Here is a 15405-nt window from a genome sequence, read left to right on the forward strand (position 1 = left end):
CCTTTACTCGGCCTTCGGCGCGCTGCTGCTGTCTGTAACGATTGAGCCTGATTTGATGACTTGGACCATAGCGCTGCCGTTGTCGCCGCTGAGGAGGTAGTCCGCAGCGCTGGTATCCTGCTCCTGGGCGTCGGCGACGGAGCGCAATGCCAGCGACAGCCGGTTGGCCATCTGCTGGGCAACGGCCAGCACTTTGGTTTGGTCAGGAGTAAGCTCCAGGGTTGCGGTCGTTCCGACGACCGTTTTGGAGCCGTCCTCTTTTTCCTGGATCTGCTGGTCGATCGCGAGCACGCGCACATTGCTGAGCACCGTCTCGGTCAGATACTTGTCGGCTTCCTTGGACTTGCGGACCATGATGACGTCGACGCGGTCGTTCGGCAGGATGAAGCCGCCGGCACCCGTGGAAACCGAAATTTCGGTTGCGACGGCACGTTTCCCGGAGGGCAGGAGCGAGGACATGATGCGGCTGTTTGAATCGGCGATCTTTTCCGCGCGGATCGGCTCGCCCTCGAAGATCGGAAGGCGAACGACGGCGCCCTGCATGTCTTTCAGCGCGTCGGGCTTGTCGGCTTCGGTGATAAAGCCCTGGACGACGCCACTCTGCGGCCACCCCATCCAGTGAACCGCCTTGTCATCCAATCGTGCGCCGACCGGCAGATTGGCGCTGGAGACGAGCACGTTGACAGTCGGCTCCTTCTCGACGACCGACTGAACCTGGGTGACGACGGAACCGCGGCCCGCGAGGCTCATCGCCAGCACGCCGGCAAGGCCGGCCGCAACGACAGCCACTCCAAGTATTAAAAGGCGGGCGGGTTTCATCGAACGTTCCTCGGGGATTCGCGATATTCGCTCCGAAGAATTGCCCGCAATTGGTATAATTATAGTTAATGAAAGCCTTTGATTTTAGGTTAACGGAGGCTTAAGCGCCGTCATTTCATGCTTTGCAATGCTACAATAAAAAGCGGCGAGGAAGGGAACGCAATAAAACCGCCCGCGGCGATAGCAATGCCATAGGGGATCTTCTTGGCGACGAGAAGCGAATCCGGTACTCGTAACCCGATTGTCGTGATCACGTCGCCCTGCATTCGTACCATGAGGATGGCTGTGGTCAGCAGGCCACCCATGATACCGACATAGCCAATGAATTCTACCAACGGTTCTCCGAAACCGAACCAGACGGCTGCGGCAGTCAGCAGTTTCGCATCCCCCCCGCCCATAATGTTGAGGGCGAAGAAGAAAAAGCAGGAAGCAAACACGACGGCGCCACCGAGTAGATGGTAGCCGAACGTCTGCCAATCCATCCCAATGAAGGGGGCCAGCGCAAGGAAAGACAGCAAAAGAATTGCTGAGATGCGGTTCGGGATGGTCATCGTCAATGTGTCCATCACCGCCGCGAATGCCAGGCACATCGGAAAGATGGTAATGATGACGCTTGAAGTCATGACCTGATTTACCTCGAAAGCCGGACAAAATGCAAAGCCGTCCTGAGGGTCAGGACGGCCTCTTTCCTCAACGGCGGCTTGGCATCAGCAGGTCATGTTGCCGGTGCCGCAGGCGCTGTTCATCTTGTTGGACAGGCCATTGAAGAGGTTGTTCAGTTTGCCGCCCAGTGCGGTTGCGCCGGTGATGAGCGCGACAGAGATAAGCGCTGCGATCAGGCCGTATTCAATTGCGGTCGCGCCGGATTCGTCCTTCAGAAAACGGCTAACAAGCTTGGTCATGGTAACTCCTAACTCCAGTTGATGTTCAGCACGTCCGCCAACTGTTGCCGTTGATCGGATTGCCACAATCTAGCGAGCCGCTGTTTCTATCAACTTAAAGAGTTAGGTTACCACTTCGTAAACGCCGACCAACACTTGAGAACGGTAAGTATCGGCTTGCGCCATTGTTTAGAATTTTAGGGAAAGGTCTGCATGCCCTTTAGTAGTTGAGCCTCCGAAGACATGGAGATGTCCCGCCGATATTCAAAATGGCGCTCAAATAGGCTTCCATTCACGTAAGGGTGTCTCCAAATCGCGCGTCAAGTCGGGATTGCGGACAGATCAAAAATGGAATTAAAGCTTCGTTCACCAATTTTTCTCATGCTGTTTCGTAAAATCGCCGTAACTCTTGAGAGAGAATCAAAATGTCGCCGAGTGGCAAGAGGATCATCCTAGCCAGCTTTCTTGCCGCCGCCGGCTTTAGCGAGCCCGTGTTTGCGCAGCAGGATGTTCTGCGGGTCTATATGGACCAGGCGCGCGTTTTGAAGCTTGATCGCCCGGTGAGCAAAGTCATCGTCGGCAATGCCAAGGTTGCGGATGCTACAGTCGCCGATGCGAAAACGATCGTGCTGACCGGACGCAGTTTTGGAACCACCAACCTTGTGCTGCTCGACGCGGATGGCAATGCGATCTTGGACGAAAGCATCCTAGTCTCTATCGACGAGGCAAACACGGTCCGTGTCTTTCGTCAGACGGAGCGCTCGGTCCTTTCCTGTACCCCCAATTGCGAACAGCATAGCCAGCAAGGAACCGAGGCTGCAGCGGCGGCCCAATAGTTAGACGCCAGATCTCGTTGGTGAACCTCCGTTAAACTTCTGATCCGGCTTGAAACGGAAAATCAACGATCACCCTTTAAAACCGTGTGGTCGAAGCTGTCCCGGATGCATGCCATGAAGGAAACGGATCAAGCGGCGGACGCGGCCTCCCGCCCCCATCGGCGGAAGCGGTCGCGGTTAGCCGCATTTGCGCACTCTCGCGACGGGTCGGCCGCGATCGAATTTGCACTCCTCGCCATACCCTATTTCATGGTGGTCTTTGCAATCATCGAAACATTCATTGCCTTTGCCGGCGAGGAACTCCTGTCCAATGCGGTGGATACGATGAGCCGCAAGATGCGAACGGGACAAATCACGCCCGCGAATACGGATGTGGCAGCTTTTCGGACGGCGTTCTGCAACGAGATTTCGATTCTGATAAAGTGCTCTACAACGGAAGTGGCCACCCCGAGCAAGCTGTTCATCGACGTACAGAACTTCGCCACCTTTGCCGCCATTCCCACGACGATACCGAAGACGTCCACCAGCGCCTACGCCGACATCAAAACCTCTGATTTTAAATATCTTCCCGGTGGCTCGGGCACGATCAACATGGTTCGGGCCTACTATCGCTGGCAAGTCATAACCGACCTGATCAGGCCTTATATTACAAACGTCCGCCCGGCCGATGGGTCGTCGTCATACTTTCTGATGGTCGCCACGACGGCGTTCCAGAATGAGCAGTACCCGTAATGGCAGGTCGTGGTGTACTGATCCGGCTTCATCGGCTCGCAAGACGCTTCGTCGGCGACCGGCAGGGCGTGGGTGCGATCGAGTTCGCCATCCTGTTCCCGATTCTGGTGATGCTTTATGTCGGCGCATTCGAGATCACGATTGGTCTCAGCATGAGCAAGCGTGCAAGCCGTGCAGCCGGGATGATCACGGATGTCGTGACGCAGCAGAAAAGCGTAACCAAGTCCTGGCTTGCCGATATGCCCTCGGTCGCTTCCGCGGTGTTCGTTCCCTATGGTTCGACCGGCCTTACCATCAAGATCACGGGCATCGCTCTCGATGGTACCGCAAACCCGACGGTGGCATGGTCGTGGGCGCAGGATGGCAGCCGTCCATACGTTGTGAATTCCGCCACGACGGTGCCCGCCGATATGAAAAAAGCGAACATCTTTCTGGTTCGTACCGAACTGAGCATTCCGTACAAGATGTTCCTGTTTGCGCCGAACTTGGTACCGAACAACAGCACGATCACGATCAGCCGCAATTATTATTACCTGCCCCGCGCAAGCGATACCGTCACCTGCGGCGATTGCTGACGCCCCAAGCTCGTTTGCCAAGTCCGCTCTGCCGTTATAAGGCTTCAGGAGTGGTCCGTGATGCGCGGGCCGTCAATTATCTGTCGCTAGGTGGAGCATGGCGCGAGCCTTTCTTTTCGTTCTGGATTCATTTGGTGTCGGCGGGGCGCCGGACGCGGCTGCCTATGGCGACGAGGGCGCCGACACGCTGGGGCACATCGCGGAATTCTGTGCGGCAGGCGCTGCCGATCGCGAGGGATTGCGCTCGGGCCCCCTCCAGCTTCCGAATATGTCGGCTCTTGGTCTGGTCCATCTCGCCAAGGCCGCCTCGGGACGCTTCCCGGCCGGGATGCCGGTGCCGGAAAAGGTCTATGCGATGTTCGGTTCGGCCACCGAAGTTTCGCGTGGCAAGGATACCCCATCCGGCCACTGGGAAATCGCCGGGACGCCGGTAACATTCGACTGGGGCTACTTTCCGACTGAGGGCGAAGCCTTCCCACCGCAACTCGTCGAGGCGCTCTGCAGGGCCGCGGACGTTCCGGGGATTCTCGGTAATTGTCATGCCTCCGGCACCGACATCATTGCCCGGCATGGCGAAGAGCATATCCGGACCGGAAAGCCGATCTGCTACACCTCGTCCGACTCCGTCTTCCAGGTTGCAGCGCACGAGACGCATTTCGGCCTCGACAGGCTCATGACCTTCTGCACGATCGCGCGGGCGCTGCTGGACCACCATAACATCGGCCGCGTCATCGCGCGGCCGTTCGTTGGGGAAACCGCCTCCAAGTTTCAGCGTACCGGAAACCGGCGCGACTTCTCGGTGCCGCCGCCCGAGCCGACACTTCTCGATCGGTTGGTCAAGGAAGGTCGCAAGGTCCATGCCATTGGCAAGATCGGCGACATCTTTGCGCATAAGGGAGTGTCCCGGGTGGTCAAGGCGAATGGCAATGAGGCGCTGATGGATGCGAGCCTCGCAGCCATGGACACCGCCGAGGATGGCGACCTGGTTTTCACTAACTTTGTCGATTTCGACATGCTCTATGGCCATCGCAGGGATGTAGCGGGCTATGCCGCCGCCCTTGAAGCCTTTGATTCCAGGCTACCCGAAGTGGGTGGCAAGCTGAAGCCCGGCGATCTCGTCATCCTGACCGCCGATCACGGCTGCGATCCGACGTGGCGTGGCACGGATCACACGCGCGAACGGGTGCCGATCATTGCCTATGGACCGGGGCTTCGTTCTCGCGATATCGGCATACGCGCCACCTATGCTGATATCGGCGAGACGATCGCCCGGCATCTGCGCATTCCGCCGGGCGCGCACGGGAGAAGTTTTCTATGACATCGCATTTGAAGAAGGTCGAGCTGCACTGCCATCTGGAAGGTGCGGCACCGCCAACGCTTACCTTGGCGCAGGCTCGCAAGTACAACATCGACATCAGCAGCTACCTGGCCGATGGCGCCTATGTCTGGCATGACTTCGCAAGCTTTCTGCAATGCTACGATAAGGTCTCCGAAGTCTACAAGACCGAGGAAGACTACGCGCTGCTGACCGAAACCTATCTTGAGGAACTCGCCGCTATAGGCACGATCTACAGCGAGCTAATCGTGTCTCCCGATCATGGCAAGCGGATCGGGCTTGGCGCGGACGCTTACATCGAGGGCGTGTGCGAGGGAATTCGTCGTGCGAAGGCGAGAAGCGGTATCGAGGCACGTCTGATTGTCACGGGGGAGCGTCATTTCGGTCCTGAGAGTGTCATTGGCGCCGCCGAATATGCTGCCAAGGCAAAGAATCCGCTTGTCACTGGTTTCAATCTTGCCGGTGAGGAGCGGATGGGTCGGGTCGCCGATTATGCGCGTGCCTTCGATATTGCGCGTGATGCGGGGCTTGGCCTCACCATTCACGCGGGTGAAGTGTGCGGTGCCTTTAGCGTTGCCGATGCGCTTGACGTTGTCAGGCCCTCGCGCGTTGGGCATGGCGTGCGCGCGGTCGAGGACAAGGATCTCGTGAAGCGGCTCGCCGATCTCGGAACGGTGCTGGAAGTGTGTCCCGGCTCCAATATCGCGCTGAAGGTCTTTCCGGATTTCGCATCGCACCCGCTGCGAAAACTCAAGGACGCCGGTATACGCGTGACGATCAGTTCGGACGACCCGCCGTTCTTCCACACGTCGCTGAAGCGCGAGTACGAGTTGGCCGCCGATGCCTTTGGCTTCAGCGATGCCGCAATCGATGAGATGACGCGAACTGGTATCGAGGCAGCCTTCGTTGATGAGCCGACGCGCCAGGCGCTTTTTGCCCGGATGTGATCGGCTCGCCTTGGGATCAGGTTGCAAAATGGCATCCGCTCTTGCGGTGGAGGCAATTTCCATGGAAGAAACATCCGATAAGAACAACGACAGAAAGGGCCCGGCCATGGACGGCGTAACGGTCATCGATCACCCGCTTGTGCAGCACAAACTCACGATCATGCGGCGCAAGGAGACATCGACCGGAAGTTTCCGTCGGCTCCTGCGCGAAATCTCCACGCTGCTCTGCTACGAAGTGACCCGCGATCTGGAGCTCACGATGGAGACCATCGAGACTCCACTGCAGACGATGGAGTCGCCGATCCTTGAGGGTAAGAAGCTTGTCTTCGCCTCGATCCTGCGGGCCGGCAACGGCCTTCTCGAAGGCATGCTCGACCTTGTGCCGTCGGCGCGCGTGTCGCATATCGGCGTCTACCGCGATCACGAGACGTTGCAGCCGGTCGAATACTACTTCAAGGCTCCCGAGGACATCTCCGAGCGCTTGATCATCGTCGTCGACCCGATGCTGGCGACCGGCAACTCGTCGATCGCCGCGATCGACAAGCTCAAGGAACGGGGAGCCCACAACATTCGCTTCCTCTGCCTTCTGGCCGCGCCGGAGGGCATCAGGAATTTCCGCGATGCGCATCCCGATGTTCCCGTCTTCACCGCCTCCATCGACAGCCATCTGAACGAGAAGGGCTACATCATGCCCGGCCTCGGAGACGCCGGCGATCGCATGTACGGCACGAAATAATTCGCAAACCGTTTACCAGTTGATGGCCCGGACACGCTTGCCGGGTCATTTGCTTGCCGGCATTAGGAACTTGTCAGCAATTATCGCGTAGCAGCTAGAAGCATGGCCACGCATGACGCGGGGTTTATACAGGAAGAGTTTCTGTCCCGATGCTCCTGCGTACCGTAATTTTTGCATGCGTCGCTGCTGCGCTTGCCACACAAATACCGTCCCTGATGGGAAAACCCGGAAGCGAAGCGGTCGTTTCGGCCAACTTCGTAACAGCCAGCGCCGAGCCGGTGCCTGCCACGGCGGTTAATGGTGGCACGATGCGCCTGCAGGCCGATGCCCAGGGACATTACTCCGGAGACTTCAGGATCAACGGTCGACAGGTCCAGGGCCTGATCGACACAGGCGCGACCTATATCGCGCTGAACGAGAGCTTCGCCCGACGCCTTGGCTATACCGGCAACCAGCTCGATTTCCGCTATTCGGTAAACACTGCCAACGGCACCACGAAGGCGGCGCACGTCATATTAGATCGCGTGGAAATCGGTGGCATCCGCGTGCGCGACGTGGAGGCTTTCGTGCTGAAGGATGATGCCCTTTCCTTCACGCTCGTCGGCATGAGCTTCCTGCGCAAACTTGCCTCCTATTCCGTTGCAGACGGATCGCTCAGTTTGAAGCAATAGAAGATCCGGTATCGGGATCCTTCTTGCGCGTGCGGCATCATGACCGATCAACGCTTCTCGCCTCGTCGGCCGTCAGTGCACTCTCCCGGGTGCCGGAGACAATGATCTCCAGGACCTCATGCTCGTCCGTGTTCCTGACATAGCGGTCGCCGACATACTCGCCGCGCTTGAGAACCATGACGCGATCGCCCACCGCAAAAATGTCGACCAGACGATGCGAGATAATGATTTGGGCAACGCCTTGTTTCTTCAGCTCCAGCATGGTTTCGAGCAGCCGCTCGGTGGCCATGACGGAAAGGTTGGCGGTCGGCTCATCGAGGATCACGACGCGCGGTTCGAAGGAGATCGCGCGGGCAATGGCCACGGATTGCTGGCGGCCACCCGATAGGCTCTCGACCTTTTGATAGACGGAATTCACGTCGACTTTGAGCCGTTTCAGAACGCTGTCCGCTTCGGCATACATTTTCCGTCGATCGACGAAGGGGCCTTTGAGGGGCCAGCGGCCAAGGAAGATGTTCTGGCCGACATCCATGTTCCCGCAAAGTGCGAAGTCCTGATAGATCATCTCGATTCCGGCGCCACGGCTCTCGTGCGGGCTCTTGAAATACACCGGTTGCCCGGCAACCAGGATTTCGCCGGAATCGCGCTGATAGGCGCCGGTTAGGATCTTCATGAGCGTCGACTTGCCGGCCGAATTGTCCCCGACCAAGCCAAGAATCTCGCCAGGATAAAGGATGAGATCGACTTTGCGGAGCGCCTGCACCGCTCCGAAGGCTTTTTCGATGCCCCGCATTTCCACAATCGGCTGTAAGGGCTGTATGTCAGCCATGGATGCGCTCTCCCGTTGGCGCGGCTGCCGCGAAACGGGTTCGCAGTCGGCCGAAGAGATTGGCCTGTCGCACCCAGATGTCGATCAGCACTGCCACGATGAGGATGACCCCAATGAAGACATTGATCCAGTGCTGCGGCATGCTGAAGCCCTGGACGTTGAGCTGCAGGAGTGCACGGACGAGCGTGATTACGGCTGCACCGGCAAGTGAGCCGATCATCGTTCCGTAACCGCCGAAGATCGATCCGCCGCCGATGATGACGGAGGCGATGGCGTCAAGCTCTCGGAACTGGCCGGCAACCGGGTTGAAGCTGCGGAAGTAAGCGACGTTGATGATCCCGGCCATGGTCGCGCAGAGAGCGGCCAGCATCAGTGAGATGAAACGCACGCGGTTGGTGTTGATGCCGGCATAAGCGGCCGCGCGGACGTTGCCACCCGCAGCGCAGACCTTCAGTCCAAACGGTGTGTAGGCAAGCACGATGCCGGCGAGGAGGGCGACGAAAAACATAAAGATCGTCTGGATGCTGACGACCTCGGCCACGGTGCGAATGATTCCCGATGATAGCGAAAGGCCGAAATGCAGGAGAACGTCATTCACCTTACGGCCAAGCAGGTTGTAGCCTTCGGGCCAGCCGGTCAATTGCTGGCCGGCGACAAACCAGGCGGCGAGACCTCGAGCAATGTAGAACATACCGAGCGTGGCAACGAAGGCCGGCAGCTTGAAGCCGACTGTGACGACGGCATTGACGAAACCGGCAGCCGTCCCGGCAAGCAGACCCATCGCCACGGCGGTAAATGGATCGGCGCCCAGCACCTTCAGGAAATAGGCGGCGGTGCTCCCGGCAAGCGCAAGCACGGCCCCAACGGAGAGATCGATATCGCCGGCTGCAATGACGTAGGTGAGCCCGACGGTAATGAGCGCCAGTTCTGTGTAGTTGAGCAAGATCGCAAAGGTGTTGGGCAAGTTCCACCAGTAGTCCGGCCTCAGCGCCAGACCGGCCAACCAGAGCACCGCAGTCAGGATGATGGCCAACGCGTCGCGCCGCGCAAAGAACTTGCCGAGCCCCGTGGCCGAGAGTGCAATATCGGTCGCCATCGCCCCTTTAGTCTGGACACCTTCCAGCGCCACGCCGCTGGTCTCATAGGCTGGCGGCGGTGGTCGACTGCGGAGCCAGGCCCAGAACCGGGCAACAATCTGACGTCGAATGAGGAAGGGCTCGATGAGCACGGCCGTGACAAGAAGCAGGCCCAGGAAAACCAATACGGCACCGGCGGGCAGGGTAAACCTGGCGCCGACGGCAATGCTCTCCCCATCGATAACGACGGTGCGCGTGATCGGCCAGCCTTCGCGCAACACCTTGTCGATCAGCACGACGACTGCGGCGCCTAGGCAAGACCCGATGACGCGCCCGCGCCCGCCGAGAATCGATGCGCCGCCAATGACGACAGATGCGATAGCAGTAAGTTCCCAGCTGACGCCGTAGAGAGGGGTGACACCCTTGTCCTGCGCAGCTGACAGGAGCGCGGAAAGCGTCGCGCAAAGCGATGATAGCAGATAAGCGCGAATGCGCACCCACCGCGTGTTGATGCCGGCATAGGCAGCAGCTTGCTCGTTGCCCCCGGTCGCGAAGGTCTCATAGCCCCACCGGGTCTTGGCAAGTACATAGGCACCGACGATGGCGACCAGGAGGAAGATTACGATCTGGTTATTGAAACCGAAAACGTTGATCTCTCCGAGATGGAAGAAGAGCGGATAGTCTTTGGCTTTGCCGGAATAATAGATCGCCTGACCGTGCGTAAGCGCGAGAACGAAGCCGCGACCGATAAAAAGCATCGTCAGCGTTGCAATGAAGGCGGGCACTCTCAGGATCGTCACGAGGACGCCGTTGATGAGGCCAATCACTGTGCCGAGCAGCAAACAGAAGATTGCGGACTCGATGACGCCGAAGTCGAGGATGTTTGACGCAAAAAGCCTGGCGAAAACCACGGCGATCAGGCCGTAGGTGGAGCCGACCGAGAGATCGAGATCCTTGTTGGCGATGACAAAGGTCATGCCGACCGCGATGATTCCGACACGGGATGTATCGCGAAGTAGCGCCAGAAGGGCTTCCGTAGAGCCAAAAAAGGCCGGATTAACGACGGCGCCGCCGAGGTAGAGCAGGGCGAGGAATATCAGCAGCCCAGCCTCCCAGCCGCCGACGAGCTGAGGCGGCGCACGGCCTAGCGATGTCGTCGTGGACGCCATGGTTTCCGCCGATCAATCTTGCCGTCGCGATGCGGGAGGCTTGCGTCATCCCGCATCGATCTCAGGCGTTTCGAACCGTTAGTTCTCGAAGCGCTTGCCAACTTTTGCGACGTTCTCCTTCGTCACCAATTGGGCACGCGTGTCCAGGTTGGCGGCAGAAATACCGCGATCGATCTGGAGGTAAAGCTGCATGACAGGCCAGAAGCCCTGCAGGAACGGTTGCTGCCCCAGGGAGCCGGTCAGGTTTTCAGCGGCGATCCCCTCTTGCTGTGCCGGGCCGAGATCGAACCCAAAGGCGCAGAACTTGCCGGTCTTCCCCATCTGTGCGACCGCCTTCACGAGCGGCGGCGTAAAGACGTTGTTGGCTGTAAACGCGCCGACTGCGTCGCCACGGGACTCGAAGAGCGAAACAAGCGCGTTGACGGGATCATTCGGATTCGTGTCTATGCCGACATTCTCCGGCCCGGCATCAACCTTAAAGGCGTCAAGCTTGCCGGCATCCTTCAACGTTTTGACGATGGCGTTGAAGGCGGCGGTCACGCGATTATTGACCTCGATGTTGCCCATCGCGGTAGACGACGGCAGCAGGATCGAGCCGCTGGTCGCGCCGCTGTCAAGCACGCACTTGGCAAGCGCCTCGCCGCCGATTGCTGCAGCCGATGCATCCTGGCCGGTGTGACTTATGCCGTTGCGGTTCAGGATCGTTGCATCGAACGAGTTGGTTGTGGCGACCGGTATGCCTGCGGCCTCGGCTGCCTTGACGATGTCATTGTAGGCGCCGACCTGCGGCGTTGTCATAATGATGCCGTCGATTGTCGGGTCCTGGACAATCTGGTTCAGAATCTCGATCTCACGCGCCGGATCGTCAACCGGTGATTCCGAGCCGAGCAGCAGGATCTTGGCACCGATCATGTTGCCGGCAACGGTTGCACCGACATAGACGGGGTCAAAAAAGCCATTGCCTGCCGTGTGCGTCACAATCGCGAAGGTCAAATGACCATCAGCCGAATGGAAGTTTTTCGTGTCGGGCGCTTCCTTGGCAGCTTCTGCAAAATCATAGCCGCCAACCGCTTTCTCAACACCGCCCGACTGCGCAAATGCATGCGTAACGCCGAGCGACAGTACCGCAGCCGACGCCGCGTACAGCAAAGTCCGCCTCATGATTAGTCCTCCCTTGAGTCAAAGGGAGGAAAGCCGTTCGGGCGCAATTTATAGAGAGCGAAGGCCCGAAGGCTTCCTCCCATGCGCTAATATTCTGCGCAATTCCAATGCAAGTAAACGGCGAACTCATCGTAGGGGCGAATTTGTTCGCCTCGTAAGCATCTCGTGGTTGCTTTTGCTGGCAAATAGCCGCCGAAGTCGTGTTTGGTGCCTCCAAGAAGGCATGGGCGCGTAACTCTAGCGCTGTGGTCCCGCCTTCTCCTCAAAGGATGATGTCCTTTCATCCTCACAGGCCGATATGAGTTTTCTCAGGAAGCTTACCTTCTATTCCGTTTCTGAGGAGCCCCTCAGCCTCAGGCAATAGCCACGATGCGCTCGCAAACGACATCAGGGATTGCAGGTTGGCGTTCGCCGATCCTGTAGTTGGCAGCCAGGGCAGCGATTGCCGCATCGGCCGAAACCTCGCTGGCGGCATGCACCAATGCAATCGGATCGCCTCGCTCGACACGGGTGCCAACCGGCAGGATGTCGGATATCCCAACGCGGTGATCGATCCTGTCGTCCGGATGCCGTCGTCCCCCCCCGAGATCGACGACGGTCATACCGATCTCCCGTACGTCGCAGCCCGAAAGCCAACCGGACTGAGGAGCGGGAACCGCTTTGGTTACTGGCGCTTTGACGAGGTATTTGTCTGGCTTTTCCAGGAGATCCGAGGGACCGCCAAGCAGGTGGACCATACGGCCGAAGTTTTCGGCTGCTTTGCCTGCGGAAAGGGCGTCCGCGGCCTTCGTTTCACCGTCCTGCAGTGACGAAGCCATACCTGATTTCATCAGCATCTCGGCCGCAAAGGCCAACACGGCCGCCTCGAGGCGCGTATTCTTCTTCCTGCCGGCCAGAAATTCCAGGCAATTACGAATCTCGACGGCGTTTCCTGCAGCATCCGCGAGCGGCTGGTTCATGTCGGTGATCAGCGCCGACGTCCTGACGCCAGCGCTATTGGCGACATCGACAAGCGCGCGTGCCAGTGTCTCGGCGTCCTTCGGCTCGGCCATGAACGCGCCGCTACCGACCTTGACATCGAGCACCAGTGTCTGCAGCCCGGCCGCGAGTTTCTTCGACAGGATGGAGGCGGTGATGAGGGGGATCGAGTCGACGGTCGCGGTGACATCTCGCACGGCGTAGAGCTTGCCATCCGCAGGCGCAAGGGCTCCGGTCTGGCCGATGATGGCGCACCCGACATCCTTCACGACCCTGCGGAAAAGTGCTGCGTCTGGGGTGATGGTGTAGCCGGGAATGGCCTCGAGCTTGTCCAGTGTCCCCCCGGTATGGCCAAGACCGCGCCCGGAAATCATCGGAACCGCCAAGCCGCACGCTGCCGCGATTGGTGCAAGCATCAGGGAGACATTATCGCCGACGCCGCCTGTCGAATGCTTGTCGGCGATCGGCCGGTCTATGTCTGCCCAGCTGAGCGTGTCGCCCGAACGCGCCATTGCGCGCGTCAGCGCAACAACCTCGTCCCGCGACATGCCCTTGAACCAAACTGCCATGGCGAAGGCGCCAATCTGCCCTTCCGAAAGCTGACCGGACGCAAGTGCGGCGATGAACGATTGGATGTCCTCTTCGGAAAGCGTTCCGCCGTTTCGTTTTTGGCGGATGATCTCCTGCGGGATCATTTCAATAGCTCGATGCGGCAGCGGCAGCAGACTGCGTGCCGCTGAGAACGGCAAGGATGTCATCGAGCAATCCTGACGCGCCGAAACGGAAGGTGGATGGCATCGGCCAGTCGGGCGCCATGATCGTTTCCGCAAGGCTCAGATAGAGGGCCGCGTCCGCGACCGAGCCGATACCGCCCGCCGGTTTGAAGCCGACCTTGTGGCCGCTCTGGCGGATGACCCGCAACATGATATCGGCCGCTTCCAACGTCGCATTGACGGAGACCTTGCCGGTCGATGTCTTGATGAAATCGGCACCGGCCTCGATCGCAAGTTCGGAGGCACGACGGATCAGCGCCGCATCCTTGATCTCGCCAGTCTCGAGAATGACCTTCAGGAGGATCGGATCCTTGCATTCGGCGCGGACGGCCGCGACCATATCGGTGACGGCCTTGCCGCTGCCCGTCATGAATTTGCGATAAGGGATGACGAGGTCGATTTCATCGGCGCCATCGGCGATCGCCTCGCGGGTCTCGGCGGCGACGTCGGCAACTTCCATTTCGCCCAAAGGGAAATTGACGACAGTCGCAATGCGTACCGGATGACCTGTACCGAGAATGGCGCGCGCATGGGCGACGAAGCGCGGCCAGATGCAGATCGCTGCGGTGTTGCCGTAGGGTGTCTGAGCCCGCGCGCACAGCGCGTCGATCTGCGCCTCGGTGCAGTCGTCCTTGAGGTTGGTCAGGTCGAGAAGCGAGAGTGCGACGGCGGCCGTCTCCTTGCTGGAATGACTGGTCATTGTTCGCGTTCTCCTGCAATCATTTCTTTCAGTATGGCGGCGAGGCGTGCCCCGCCGATCGGAGCCATGTCCTTGGTTTCGTCATGGCTCAGTTCGCCGCCGGTCATACCGGCTCCATAGTTGGTGATAACGGACGCTGCCGCAACCCTTAAGCCCAGCATTCGCGCGATAATGACCTCCGGCACGGTCGACATGCCAACGGCATCTGCGCCGAGAATGCGGGCCAGCCGGATTTCGGCGGGCGTCTCGAAGCTCGGACCGGAGAACCACATATAGACGCCTTGCGACAAGGCGATGCCGATCTTTTCTGCAGCCTTGCGCATCTCGTCGGCGAGGCCTGCATCGTAGGCGCTGGTCATGCCAACGAAGCGGCGGTCGCTTTCCTCGCCAATCAGCGGATTCATGCCGGAATAATTGATGTGATCGGTGATCTGCATCACAGAGCCAGGCGGCATGTCGTCCCGCAAGGAGCCGGCGGAGTTGGTAAGGATCAGCGTCTCGATGCCAAGACCCTTGAGTACTTCGATCGGCAGCCGCATCGCGCCCGCGTCGCCCTTCTCGTAGAAATGGACCCGACCGGACAGCATGATAACAGGAACGCCGCCAAGCGAACCGGCAACCACCTCGCCGGCATGGCCCGAGACGGCGCTGACCGGGAAGCCCGGCAAATCATGATATGGAATGCGCTGCGCGTCCGTCATTTCACCGACTAGCGAACCAAGGCCGGAGCCAAGCACGATGCCAACACGCGGCGAAAGGCCGCCGAGCCTGCCGGCAAGCACGTCCAGCGCCGCACTCATCCGAGTTCGGTCTCGAAGCTGAACGGCAGGAGCTCGTCCATGGTCATCGTCTTCTTCACGCCGGCTTCGTCGCAGAGATAGATCTTCGTATCCTTGGAAGCGAACTCCGAGATCTTCTGACGGCAACCGCCGCAGGGCGGGCAGAGCGGCAGCTTCTCTGCGATCACCGCCATTTCGACGATCTTCTTGGCACCGCCCATGATCATGGCGCTGATAGCCGTCGGCTCCGCGCACCAACCCTGCGGGAAGGACAGGTTCTCGATATTGGCGCCAGTGTAGACCTTGCCGTCATCGGCGCGGATCGCCGCGCCGACGGGAAACTTCGAGTAGGGGGCGTGAGCGAAGGCCATAGCCCCGCGAGCGGCTTCGAAAAGATCGTGGGACAT

At 59.4% G+C, this 15405-nt stretch carries 17 protein-coding genes; 7 read left to right on the plus strand and 10 right to left on the minus strand.

All coding sequences use genetic code 11. The features are described from left to right. Window positions 1–3: 3 nt before the first annotated feature. The 3 genes from cpaB to PMI09_RS19650 form a co-directional block, all read right to left on the minus strand. A complete protein-coding gene (gene cpaB / locus PMI09_RS19640) occupies window positions 4–819 on the minus strand; it encodes a Flp pilus assembly protein CpaB (RefSeq protein ID WP_007798382.1) in 816 nt (271 codons plus the stop codon). A gap of 110 nt (window positions 820–929) precedes the next feature. Beyond that, the gene (locus PMI09_RS19645) at window positions 930–1442 is read right to left on the minus strand and encodes an A24 family peptidase (RefSeq protein ID WP_007798385.1); all 513 of its coding nucleotides are present in this window, start codon (window positions 1440–1442) and stop codon (window positions 930–932) included. An 84-nt stretch (window positions 1443–1526) separates the two neighbouring features. Continuing rightward, window positions 1527–1721, minus strand: coding sequence for a Flp family type IVb pilin (locus tag PMI09_RS19650; protein ID WP_007798388.1), 195 nt, complete (start codon window positions 1719–1721; stop codon window positions 1527–1529). A gap of 404 nt (window positions 1722–2125) precedes the next feature. Between PMI09_RS19650 and PMI09_RS19655 the strand changes: the two genes are divergently transcribed. The 7 genes from PMI09_RS19655 (at window position 2126) to PMI09_RS19685 (ending at window position 7533) form a co-directional block, all read left to right on the plus strand. Further along, entirely contained in the window at window positions 2126–2536 is a 411-nt protein-coding gene (locus PMI09_RS19655) for a pilus assembly protein N-terminal domain-containing protein (protein WP_007798392.1), read from the plus strand. A gap of 114 nt (window positions 2537–2650) precedes the next feature. Continuing rightward, window positions 2651–3268, plus strand: coding sequence for a TadE/TadG family type IV pilus assembly protein (locus tag PMI09_RS19660; RefSeq protein WP_007798395.1), 618 nt, complete (start codon window positions 2651–2653; stop codon window positions 3266–3268). Beyond that, entirely contained in the window at window positions 3268–3843 is a 576-nt protein-coding gene (locus PMI09_RS19665) for a TadE/TadG family type IV pilus assembly protein (RefSeq protein ID WP_007798399.1), read from the plus strand. The genes PMI09_RS19660 and PMI09_RS19665 overlap by 1 nt, the downstream gene beginning before the upstream one ends. Window positions 3844–3940: 97 nt before the next feature. Continuing rightward, window positions 3941–5161, plus strand: a complete 1221-nt coding sequence (locus PMI09_RS19670) for a phosphopentomutase (protein ID WP_007798401.1) — start codon at window positions 3941–3943, stop codon at window positions 5159–5161. Further along, complete coding sequence (locus tag PMI09_RS19675; protein WP_007798404.1) at window positions 5158–6126, plus strand: adenosine deaminase; 969 nt, start codon at window positions 5158–5160, stop codon at window positions 6124–6126. Before PMI09_RS19670 ends, PMI09_RS19675 begins: the two co-directional genes overlap by 4 nt. 106 nt (window positions 6127–6232) lie before the next feature. Then, window positions 6233–6862: a uracil phosphoribosyltransferase gene (gene upp, locus PMI09_RS19680; protein ID WP_024313419.1), complete on the plus strand. Its 630-nt coding sequence runs from the start codon at window positions 6233–6235 to the stop codon at window positions 6860–6862. 149 nt (window positions 6863–7011) lie between these two features. Beyond that, a complete protein-coding gene (locus PMI09_RS19685) occupies window positions 7012–7533 on the plus strand; it encodes a TIGR02281 family clan AA aspartic protease (RefSeq protein WP_007798410.1) in 522 nt (173 codons plus the stop codon). 37 nt (window positions 7534–7570) lie between these two features. Here PMI09_RS19685 and PMI09_RS19690 read toward each other — a convergent pair whose 3' ends face one another. From PMI09_RS19690 to PMI09_RS19720, 7 genes are all read right to left on the minus strand, one after another. Further along, a complete protein-coding gene (locus PMI09_RS19690; RefSeq protein WP_007798413.1) occupies window positions 7571–8362 on the minus strand; it encodes an ATP-binding cassette domain-containing protein in 792 nt (263 codons plus the stop codon). Beyond that, entirely contained in the window at window positions 8355–10607 is a 2253-nt protein-coding gene (locus tag PMI09_RS19695; RefSeq protein WP_007798416.1) for an ABC transporter permease, read from the minus strand. The genes PMI09_RS19690 and PMI09_RS19695 overlap by 8 nt, the downstream gene beginning before the upstream one ends. 78 nt (window positions 10608–10685) lie before the next feature. Beyond that, on the minus strand, window positions 10686–11768 hold the full coding sequence (locus PMI09_RS19700; RefSeq protein ID WP_007798419.1) for a substrate-binding domain-containing protein: 1083 nt from the start codon (window positions 11766–11768) through the stop codon (window positions 10686–10688). 353 nt (window positions 11769–12121) lie between these two features. Next, a complete protein-coding gene (deoA, locus tag PMI09_RS19705; RefSeq protein ID WP_037083583.1) occupies window positions 12122–13441 on the minus strand; it encodes a thymidine phosphorylase in 1320 nt (439 codons plus the stop codon). A gap of 1 nt (window position 13442) precedes the next feature. Beyond that, a complete protein-coding gene (gene deoC / locus PMI09_RS19710) occupies window positions 13443–14219 on the minus strand; it encodes a deoxyribose-phosphate aldolase (protein WP_007798426.1) in 777 nt (258 codons plus the stop codon). Then, a complete protein-coding gene (locus PMI09_RS19715) occupies window positions 14216–15019 on the minus strand; it encodes a purine-nucleoside phosphorylase (protein ID WP_007798429.1) in 804 nt (267 codons plus the stop codon). The genes deoC and PMI09_RS19715 overlap by 4 nt, the downstream gene beginning before the upstream one ends. Further along, window positions 15016–15405: a cytidine deaminase gene (locus PMI09_RS19720; RefSeq protein WP_007798431.1), complete on the minus strand. Its 390-nt coding sequence runs from the start codon at window positions 15403–15405 to the stop codon at window positions 15016–15018. Before PMI09_RS19720 ends, PMI09_RS19715 begins: the two co-directional genes overlap by 4 nt.

Source organism: Rhizobium sp. CF122 (genome assembly GCF_000282035.1).
GTDB lineage: Bacteria > Pseudomonadota > Alphaproteobacteria > Rhizobiales > Rhizobiaceae > Rhizobium.

Coding starts and splice junctions, on each gene's coding strand:
- PMI09_RS19675 (WP_007798404.1), top strand. CDS start 5,158: ATGACATCGCATTTGAAGAAGGTCGAGCTGCACTGCCATCTGGAAGGT.
- PMI09_RS19690 (WP_007798413.1), bottom strand. CDS start 8,362: ATGGCTGACATACAGCCCTTACAGCCGATTGTGGAAATGCGGGGCATC.
- PMI09_RS19645 (WP_007798385.1), bottom strand. CDS start 1,442: ATGACTTCAAGCGTCATCATTACCATCTTTCCGATGTGCCTGGCATTC.
- PMI09_RS19670 (WP_007798401.1), top strand. CDS start 3,941: ATGGCGCGAGCCTTTCTTTTCGTTCTGGATTCATTTGGTGTCGGCGGG.
- PMI09_RS19685 (WP_007798410.1), top strand. CDS start 7,012: ATGCTCCTGCGTACCGTAATTTTTGCATGCGTCGCTGCTGCGCTTGCC.
- PMI09_RS19665 (WP_007798399.1), top strand. CDS start 3,268: ATGGCAGGTCGTGGTGTACTGATCCGGCTTCATCGGCTCGCAAGACGC.
- PMI09_RS19660 (WP_007798395.1), top strand. CDS start 2,651: ATGAAGGAAACGGATCAAGCGGCGGACGCGGCCTCCCGCCCCCATCGG.
- deoC (WP_007798426.1), bottom strand. CDS start 14,219: ATGACCAGTCATTCCAGCAAGGAGACGGCCGCCGTCGCACTCTCGCTT.
- PMI09_RS19650 (WP_007798388.1), bottom strand. CDS start 1,721: ATGACCAAGCTTGTTAGCCGTTTTCTGAAGGACGAATCCGGCGCGACC.
- PMI09_RS19695 (WP_007798416.1), bottom strand. CDS start 10,607: ATGGCGTCCACGACGACATCGCTAGGCCGTGCGCCGCCTCAGCTCGTC.
- cpaB (WP_007798382.1), bottom strand. CDS start 819: ATGAAACCCGCCCGCCTTTTAATACTTGGAGTGGCTGTCGTTGCGGCC.
- PMI09_RS19715 (WP_007798429.1), bottom strand. CDS start 15,019: ATGAGTGCGGCGCTGGACGTGCTTGCCGGCAGGCTCGGCGGCCTTTCG.
- deoA (WP_037083583.1), bottom strand. CDS start 13,441: ATGATCCCGCAGGAGATCATCCGCCAAAAACGAAACGGCGGAACGCTT.
- PMI09_RS19720 (WP_007798431.1), bottom strand. CDS start 15,405: ATGTCCCACGATCTTTTCGAAGCCGCTCGCGGGGCTATGGCCTTCGCT.
- PMI09_RS19700 (WP_007798419.1), bottom strand. CDS start 11,768: ATGAGGCGGACTTTGCTGTACGCGGCGTCGGCTGCGGTACTGTCGCTC.
- upp (WP_024313419.1), top strand. CDS start 6,233: ATGGACGGCGTAACGGTCATCGATCACCCGCTTGTGCAGCACAAACTC.
- PMI09_RS19655 (WP_007798392.1), top strand. CDS start 2,126: ATGTCGCCGAGTGGCAAGAGGATCATCCTAGCCAGCTTTCTTGCCGCC.